Genomic DNA, 9,164 nt, shown 5'->3' with positions numbered 1-9,164 from the left:
GATGAGAAATGCGTGATTCGGCCTATCGTCTGCGGCCTGCAGCCAAGCTTGTTCGTGCAGAACAGGTGCGCGCCTTTCAGCTCGAGCAGTGTACCGCAGGCAGGGCAAACAGTCGGAAAAACGATTTCCTGTCCCGTCTCCTCGTCGGCTTTGCCGAGGATCTCCGGTATGACATCATTGGAACGGCGGATAAAGACACGAGTTCCCAGCGCATTCTTCAGGTTTTTTCGTTCAATGTCGCCCATATTATTAAGTGTGCAGTTCTGCACGGTGACTCCGGCAAGGTCAACAGGCTCAACCCGAGCTACCGGCGTTATTTTGCCCGTTCGGCCGACTTCCCATGAGACTGATTCCAATACAGTAGTCGTTTCTTCGGCTTCGAATTTAAAAGCAACCGACCAGCGCGGGAACTTGTCCGTATAGCCAAGCGCCTCGCGAGTGCGCATGTCGGTCAGCTTGACCACCGCGCCGTCGATCAGGTAATCGAGCTCGCCTCGGATTGCGGCTATCCGATGCAGCTCCTCCTGTACATCTTCAATTGAATTCCAGTACGTGGCGTACGGATTCACTTTAAACCTGTTTGCACGGAGAAATTCAAGCATCTCCATATGATTGTCGAAAGAGACGCCCTCCGCGTAACCGATATTATAGAAATACGCGGTCAGCTTCCGTTCCGCCGTAATACGGGGATTTTGGTTGCGAAGCGCGCCGGCTGCTGCGTTACGGGCATTTTTCAGAGGTTCGGCAGCTGTCCGGTTATAAGCCTCAAGAACCGACAGGTTCATGAGCCCTTCGCCCTGCACCTCGATAATGCCTCCGGTAAAAGGTATGGTGAGCGGGATTGATTTGATTGTCTTTACCTGCGCCAAAATACCTTCGCCGACCACACCGTTGCCTCGGGTCGACGCCTGAACAAGCCGGCCCAAATCATACGTCAGATTAAGTGTAAGTCCATCGAATTTCAGTTCCACTACGTAGGTCGGATCCGGAAGAGGGTCGGTGCCCGGATTTTTTGCATTAAAGTCGGCAATAACCCTTCGAACGCGCGTATTCCAAGCGAGCAGATCCTCCTGATTCTGCGCTTTGTCCAAACTCCACAGCCGCGCCCGGTGGCGGTGCGGATCGAAGCCTTTCAAGATGTCGCCGCCTACCCGAAGTGTCGGGGATTCAGGCAGCACATAACCGGTCTGCTGTTCGAGCCGGACGAGCTCGTCATACAGCTCATCGTATTCTTTATCGCTGATCGTCGGCTGATCCAATGTGTAATAATGGTGATTATAGTGCTCGATCTGTTCAGAGAGCTCGCGCATACGCGCCAGCTTCTGCTGCTCTGCGCTGCTTCCCGGTTCCATTGCGGTTGTCATCGGGCGATCCTTCCTCTCTCGCTGCTGCCGGCAGACGCAGGAATCTGCGGTGCGGCTGCAGCTGTTAATTATATTTTCGTAATCGGCGCGAAGCTCGCAAGCAGTTTTTTTACCCCTACCGGGGCTGGAAACGCTATTTGCAGTTCTTTGTCGTTGCCGCTGCCGCGTACGGCGACTACCGTACCGACGCCCCATTTACCGTGGGATACTTTATCGCCGGCCGCAAAATCGCCTGGCACTTCGCCGCCGGAGGCGGCACCTGCGGCGCGGGCAGCGTCGAGCGGCGTACTGACCCTCACGCCGCCGCGGCTGCTTTCCGCCGCGCCGCCGATTCCCGGGCGGCCTGCGCTCCCGCCGCGGAACCCGAACCCGGCCCCGCCGGCTCCCGCGGCTCCGCCATAGCGGCCGCCGGCTTGCCGCATTGCCTCCCGGCCGAAGGAGGAAGCTTCCTCCTTCACTTCGCCGGGCACTTCCCCCAGAAAGCGCGAAGGCATATTCGCGCTTGTCCGCCCGAACAGCGTACGCATCCGCGCGCAGGTCAAGTAGAGACGCTCTTCTGCGCGTGTGATGCCGACATACGCCAATCGGCGCTCTTCTTCCAGCTCCTCGTTGTCCATGAGCGTGCGGCTGTGGGGGAATACGCCTTCCTCCATCCCGATAATAAACACTACCGGGAATTCGAGGCCTTTTGCGCTATGCATTGTCATAAGAACGATGGCATCCTTGACGCCGCCCTCCGGCTCGGCCTTATCCATCGAATCAATATCCGCGATAAGCGCCAGATCCGTAAGGAACGAGACGAGCGACTTGTCCTCGTTACGCTTCTCAAAGTCCTGCGTCACCGACAGGAACTCTTCGATATTCTCGAGTCGAGCCTTCGACTCGAGCGTATTCTCACGCACCAGTTCCTCGCGATAGCCGCTCATCTCCAGCACCTTTTCCGTTAATTCGGTGACCGATAAATACTCGACCATCCGGGTCACATTATCGATCATGTCCCTGAATTCCCGGAGGGCAGTACGCGCCCGGCCTGTCACTTCGAGCCAATCCAGCTGCTCCAGCAGCGCGAAGATCGAGATGCCCCGCTGACCCGCTTCCTCCGCCAGACGGGCGACCGTTGTGTCGCCGATGCCTCGCTTGGGAACATTGACGATCCTTGCAAAGCTGATGTCGTCGTCGGGATTGGAGATAAGTCGCAGATAAGCAAGCAGATCCTTGATCTCTTTACGGTCATAGAATCGGATACCGCCTACAATTTGATACGGAATATCGGATTTGATCAGCGTTTCCTCTATTACCCGGGATTGTGCATTCGCCCGGTACAAAATTGCATGATCGGAGAATTTGCGGCCGTTCGAGACATTTTTGCGGATTTCCGAGGTAATGAAGTATCCTTCCTCATGCTCCGAATCTGCTTGATAAACGGTAATCGAGTCGCCTTCGCCGCGGTCGGTCCAGAGCTTCTTGGACTTGCGCCCGGTGTTCTGCTTTATCACTGCATTAGCCGCATTCAGAATATTGGCCGTAGACCGGTAATTCTGCTCCAGCAGAATGGTTCTCGCCTCAGGGTAGTCTCCCTCAAAATTCAAAATATTTGTGATGTCCGCACCGCGCCAGCGGTAAATCGACTGGTCGCTGTCGCCGACGACGCAAATGTTATGGTGTTTATCGGCAAGCATCCGGCAAAGCATATACTGTGCCTTATTCGTGTCCTGATATTCGTCGACATGAATGTAGCGGAATTTATTCTGGTAGAAATTCAATACGTCCGGCTCATCCGTAAACAGCTTGATAGCCATCATAATCAGGTCGTCGAAATCAAGCGAATTGTTGCTCTTCAGCCGCTTCTGATAGGATTTGTACACTTTGGCGACGATTTGGTCGAAGTAATCCCCGATTTTGTTCTCGAACCGCTCGGGGGTGAGGAGTTCGTTCTTCGCGCCGCCGATCGCCGCTTGAACGCTCTTGGGTTCAAATTTCTTTGTATCAATATTAAGATCCTTCATACAATTGCGGATAACGGAAAGCTGATCGGCCGAGTCCAATATGGAAAAGCTGGATGTAAACCCGATCCGGCTGATGTCTTTGCGTAAAATACGGACACACATCGAGTGAAACGTGGATACCCAAATGTCCTGGCCCGAAGGTCCGACGAGCGACGCAACCCTCTGCTGCATTTCGCGTGCCGCTTTATTTGTAAATGTAATAGCGAGAATGCTCCAAGGCGCCACTCGCCGCTTCTCAATAAGGTAAGCGATGCGGTGGGTGAGCACGCGGGTCTTGCCGCTGCCGGCCCCCGCCATAATGAGTAAAGGCCCTTCCGTCGCCTGGACTGCCTCGCGCTGCGGAGGATTCAATTTCTGTACCGCCTGGTCGATGCTCAATTCGTTCGACATAAAAATAACAAGCTCCTTTCAGCTTGCCCCGGAAACCCGAAAACAGAATAATTTTAGGTTGAATCAAGGCTGATGTTCGCATTTGTTCGCCTATCCTCAGGATAGACAACCGTGCGGGCCGTGTCAATCGTTATCGCACAGCCTTTATAAAAGAAAAGCGGCTCTCCGAAAGAACCGTGATGCAGCCGATTCATTTTGGAAAACCACATTCAATTTAATTGGACAGCTTGTACCGCTTGCACCGTTAATAATGCGGCTTCCAAGCAGTCGTATACCGCATTTCCTACAATGACTGTATCCGCCGCCCCAGCCGCTTCCCGGGCTTTCTCAGCGCTGTCGATGCCCCCTCCGTAAAACAGCCTGGCCCCTGTAAGAAGAGACCGAGCCCGCTTCACCAAGCCCATATCGCCAAACGTCCCGCTGTATTCGAGGTAAACAACCGGAAGCCGCATGAGCCGGTCGGCCATAAAAACGTGCGCCGCAATGCTTTCTGCATCATGCTGTGTTCGCGCGTCGGTTACCCTCGCCGCTTCCGATTCCGGATTCAATATCAAATACCCTTCCGCAGACGTGTCCTCCCACGGGATAAAAGAACCGAATTTACGAAGCGCCTGGATCTGCCGGCCGGCCATCCATTCCGCACTCCGGGTGTTCAGCACAAGGGGGATGAAATAGTGATCAAAACCGGGTACCGCTGCGTCCTCGGACGATACTTCAAGGGCACAGGGCACCTCGTAACGCCGGATACGCGACAACAGATCGACCGTATTGTCATACGTAATCCCGCTTGATCCTCCCACGATAACCGCATCCGTCCCCGACATGCATATCGCCTCCAGCGCATCGTCACTGAGTTCTTTATCGGGATCCAGCTTAAAAGCGTGTCTCCAACGGTGAAAAATTACCGGCTGCATAGGCTAAAAAACCTCCGAATATTTACAATTCTAATGATTCAATTCGTTGAAGTACGGCAAATTCATTCGGGTAGAGCATGAGATATTCGGTTAACCCCACCATTCGAAACAGCTTCTCATAATGGGGGGTTACTCCCCATGCAAACGTATGGACGCCCGCTTTGCGTCCCATCCGGGCCAGCCGAATCAGAACCGCCATTCCCCCGCTGTTGATATAAGCTACCTGCGTTAAATCCAGCGCCATAAAGCGGATGCTTGTCCCAAGCCCGCTCTCGCCTTCAAATCCCGCTATCAAATCGTCTTCTGCGGATTTCGTGAGCTCACCGCTCAGCTTCAGCACCATGCCGCTCGGAATTTGCCGCCTTTCCAGCACAAATGGTTGTTTCATCGCCAGGACCTCACTTTCATTGTTCATAGGCCGGTTTGGTTTTACGCAGAAAATACAGCTCCGTATAAAAGCCCCGTTCATCCCGCCCTGTCGCCCAATAATCGGCAAGCGAATCGATAATGAGGAGCCCCCAGCCCCGGGGATCGTCCGATTCGCGCCTCTTCGCCATCTCTTCTTCTTCCTTCGATGCGTTCGGAAAATAACCGCCGCCTTCGTCATAAACCTTGCAAACTGCAAGCCGACTTCCAATTTGTGCCAAAATGGCTACATACGTTGATTGCCTTAATTCATTCCCATGTTCAACGGCGTTAATGATTGCCTCAGCCATCGCGCTTTGGACATCCTCCCGGATATTGGTTTCCGGCCAGCTTTCCTCAATCCATGCGCCAATCTCCTCCGCGATTGCCCGCTCACCCCCAAGCATGCTCGGGATCGACCATTCCCGGGACATGAACTGGTTCTGCAGAAGCTGGGCCGCTTCGGATCTGTCCTTCTCCGGGACATCCAGCTGTGAAAGAGCGCTGCGGTATTTCCCGGCGAGATCGAGTATAACTACCGTCCGATCATCACTGCCCGGGCCTCTTTGCCTGTCCATCCTCTCCAGCCACTCATCGACCAGCGCTGACAAGTCTATATCGGGTCGCCATGTCTTGAGCTCCGCTTCCAGCCCCTCAAAGCTGTACATATTGCCGCTCTGGTCGACCGCCTCTATTAATCCGTCGGTATAGAGCACAAACCGGTCGCACGGCTCAAGCTGCAAATTCACCTCTTCATAAGCCGCTTCAGGATCGAATCCTATCGGCAGCGAGCTGCAGTCGACGACGCGGAAACTGCCGTCTGCCGATACGATATATGGCGAAAGGTGTCCTGCGCTGGCATATTGAATCGTGTCCGTTGTCATGTCGATGACTCCAACGCCAATCGAAACTGAGCCTTCTTCCCCCATCGCCTCGCATAACTGCCGGTTCATTCTGGCCATCACTTCAGAGGGACTGGCGTTTCGTCTGATCTCAGCCCGGAACAGCAGAAGCAGCGCCGACATCAGAAGCGCGGCTGGCATACCTTTGCCCGAAACATCTCCTATCATAACGGCGAATCGGCCCGGGTTAAGTGAAACAACATCGTAAAAATCGCCCCCAACCTCCCGGTACGGCTGACAGCGGGCGGTGATACGATAGGAGCCGATCTTTAAATCGCCCTGGGGCAAAAGCTTCTGCTGTACGTTATAAGCAAGCTTCAATTCGCGTTCCAGTGATTCATACTCACGGTCGACACGGAATTGCAGCTCGTTAAAGGCAACCGCCAGTTCGCCCGCTTCATCGTGAGAAACTACCGGCATTTTACCGCTAAGCTGTTTACGGCCCCCTACCAACCCGCGAATATTACGGATTAACACATGCAGCTCGCCTCTGAACTGGATGGTAATATAACAGAAAAGGATGAATCCCATTATAAAATAAAACAATGCGGTTCCGCCGAACTTGTACGGATCAATCGGCTCGCCCGCCCCTGCAGCAACAAGCGCCATCTGAAATAAATTCAATATCGCCACAAGAAACGTTCCGCCGTAGGTAACGAGAAGCGGATGTACGATCGATGTACGCCCCGCAAAACTTCCCGGCCATGGCTGAAGCTGAGAAATAACAGGCCGCAGCAGCCAGCGCAGGGAGATGAAAATAAAGATCGAAATCGTAATGGAAAGACTTATTTCGCTTGTCATATTGGCTAAAACATTAGCCCACATTGCCGAGGTATGAGTACCCGCTGCATACCGGTCCCCAGGAATAACAAACCCGTTATAAACGATTGAAAAGAGAAAACCGAGAACAATGATGCCGCCCGATATCTCGTATGGTAAATAAAAGAGACGGCTGAGCGCACGGCGAGTGTCACTGTCCGCCGCACTGCTTCCCAGTATGAGAAAGGCCGGTTTCAGTCTCCAAATCGAAATCCATGTCAAAAGTATAGCGATAGCGGCGGATCCGATCATAGTTGCCGGGAGTGTAACCGGCAGAAATTCCTGGAACGTTCCGTTCAATATTAAATGATTCTCCGTATGAAGCAAGAGTATGCCGGCGAGCAGTGAGAACATATAAACGATGAACAATTTCTTGAGCATAGTCCCTCCAATAGAAGGTCCCTGCTTTGGCGGCAGCTGCATCATGTCCATAGAAGCCGCTTAATCTGCTCGTTGGGCTCAGTTCCCAGTTGCTTGACGCACATGCGCTCAAGCCGCCGGTACCACCCAATCGCCTCCGATCTGCGTCCGCGCTCCAGGCAGTGACGGATAATCGTTTCGTAGGCTTCCTCCTGATCGGGGCGGAGCGATATCCACTCACCCAGCCGCTGCTCCGCGCGAGAGTCGTCTTGAATCTCCGCATAGTACATCGCCAGTCTTTTGAGCATAATGGTCTGGCGGTCAAGCATTTGATCGCGAAGCCGGTCCAGCCATTCCGCGTGAGGCAGCTCGGTTCCCAGCTGACCGTAAAGAGGCAGTGCTTCATCATATAAACGGCAGGCTGCTTCCCGGTCGTCCTTCCACAGCTGATCTCCTACACGCGAGAGCGTAATGTAAGTCTCCGCGTCAACATGGCCGACTATATGCTCATCAACCGCGATCACTCCGCGTTTTGCGTATACCGGATCTTCGGACAGTCCCGTCTCTTTCAGCGATTGCCGCAAATCATGGAGCGTTACATAAAGCTGGTTGGACATCTTCGCCGGGTCGCCTTCTCCGAATATACGCTCGATAACCTGCTCGCGATTTGCTTTGTAACCAGGCTGAAGAAGGAGGTAAACAAGCAATTCCCCGGCTTTTCTTCGTTTCCACCGGGGCTCTGCTGCTCTCCCATCCGGTGAGTGGAAGCGGATACCGTCAAACAATTTAATACGCCAATGTGAAGGAACGATAGGCGGGTCCCCTTCTGCAGCCTGGTATGACGCTGGATCTACCGGTATGGGAGCAGTCGGAAGGCCTGAAGTAACTGCAGTCTGGCCGTTCCCGGATATATCCTTGGAAACGTTTTCCTTCCCCTTAACATCGGCAGCTGTATGATCTAACGCCGCTTGCAGCTTAGCCGTCAAGCGCAGCGTTGCAGGCGTCGATACAAGCTTTTGCAATTTCTTCATCGTTTCAAGGGATACAGCGGCTTGCCGGAGATCTTCATCTGCCAGAAACCGTTTAACTTGTGCAGCCGCCTCAAAAATTTGAATTTCGATATCCCCCGCAAGCGGCGGTGCAGGTTTCTCATCTACCTCGCCAAGAAAGACTGCCCTGCATAAATACGAATATCTCGTGGGCAATAAAGAGCATTGCTCGCTGGTTGCCAGCTTGTTATTGAGTATATGGTAAAGTGTTTCTCCATAGGGTTCATCCACTACATTCCTTTTTAACCAGTGAAGCCACAACTGCCACTCCGACTCGGCAATCGAATTCGGATCGAAAAGGAGTCGGTCCAGCAAAACAAATCCTGACCATAGCGGTTTGCTTTCCTGCCTGAACCGTTCCGCAGCCGCAAGAAACAGCGTGTCCGGAGAGGCGTGAGGTTTATAATCCGAAGGTATGCTTCCGTTTGCTGCCGCCCGTGCGATGGCCCATGGCACAAAGCCTCCGCAGCTTTCCGGTGATCGGCTCCACTCTTGATAAAGCAGCGCCATGAAAGTTTGTGATTCCTGGCGGTCACCGACCTGTTCGTACAGAAGACCCAGCATTCCCATCATCGTTAACATCGAAGCTTCGTCTGCTTGTGCGGCGAACCCTTTCAGTGCAGCTTCCAGCAGCTGCTGTGTCTGAGCGAGCCGCCCGTTAAGCATTCCATCCTCACACTCTGCGCGGAGCAGCAGCGGCGATTTCATCCGCACTCTCTCCGGGATCGCAAGAAGCCGATCCATTGAAGGCATTTTACCGTCGAGAATTGACTGCTCCAGATTTAATACTTCTTTTAGCGATGAATCGTTTTGGGTCGTTAGCTTATTTAATCTATCTTCATTATGCATACTCACCACGTTCACCTTTTAACTGCCAAGCGATTCCATGTAAATAAATTGAGCGCTTGCAGTATTAGAGTTAATTAATGCTACTATTCGCCTCAATTCGTCAAAT

At 53.2% G+C, this 9,164-nt stretch carries 6 protein-coding genes (1 of these 6 cut by a window edge); all 6 read right to left on the bottom strand.

Translation table 11 applies throughout. The features are described from left to right. Window positions 1-1,364, bottom strand: the 5' portion of a protein-coding gene (gene ligA, locus KZ483_RS03745; RefSeq protein ID WP_258881525.1) for an NAD-dependent DNA ligase LigA. 679 nt of this gene lie to the left of the window's left edge; the window shows 1,364 of its 2,043 coding nt (coding positions 1-1,364); it begins with the start codon at window positions 1,362-1,364; the stop codon falls past the left edge of the window. Between the two features lie 68 nt (window positions 1,365-1,432). Continuing rightward, a complete protein-coding gene (pcrA, locus tag KZ483_RS03740) occupies window positions 1,433-3,760 on the bottom strand; it encodes a DNA helicase PcrA (protein ID WP_220351428.1) in 2,328 nt (775 codons plus the stop codon). A 209-nt stretch (window positions 3,761-3,969) separates the two neighbouring features. Further along, entirely contained in the window at window positions 3,970-4,674 is a 705-nt protein-coding gene (locus KZ483_RS03735) for a heptaprenylglyceryl phosphate synthase (RefSeq protein WP_220351427.1), read from the bottom strand. 22 nt (window positions 4,675-4,696) lie between these two features. Continuing rightward, the gene (locus KZ483_RS03730; RefSeq protein WP_220351426.1) at window positions 4,697-5,062 is read right to left on the bottom strand and encodes an STAS domain-containing protein; all 366 of its coding nucleotides are present in this window, start codon (window positions 5,060-5,062) and stop codon (window positions 4,697-4,699) included. A gap of 16 nt (window positions 5,063-5,078) precedes the next feature. Beyond that, window positions 5,079-7,232: an ATP-binding SpoIIE family protein phosphatase gene (locus KZ483_RS03725; RefSeq protein ID WP_220351425.1), complete on the bottom strand. Its 2,154-nt coding sequence runs from the start codon at window positions 7,230-7,232 to the stop codon at window positions 5,079-5,081. Further along, the gene (locus KZ483_RS03720) at window positions 7,223-9,058 is read right to left on the bottom strand and encodes an AfsR/SARP family transcriptional regulator (protein WP_220351424.1); all 1,836 of its coding nucleotides are present in this window, start codon (window positions 9,056-9,058) and stop codon (window positions 7,223-7,225) included. The genes KZ483_RS03725 and KZ483_RS03720 overlap by 10 nt, the downstream gene beginning before the upstream one ends. Between the last annotated feature and the right edge of the window lie 106 nt (window positions 9,059-9,164).

The sequence above is a fragment of the Paenibacillus sp. sptzw28 genome (genome assembly GCF_019550795.1).
In the GTDB taxonomy this organism is placed as follows: domain Bacteria; phylum Bacillota; class Bacilli; order Paenibacillales; family Paenibacillaceae; genus Paenibacillus_Z.
This window is presented reverse-complemented; position numbering and strand designations above follow the sequence as displayed.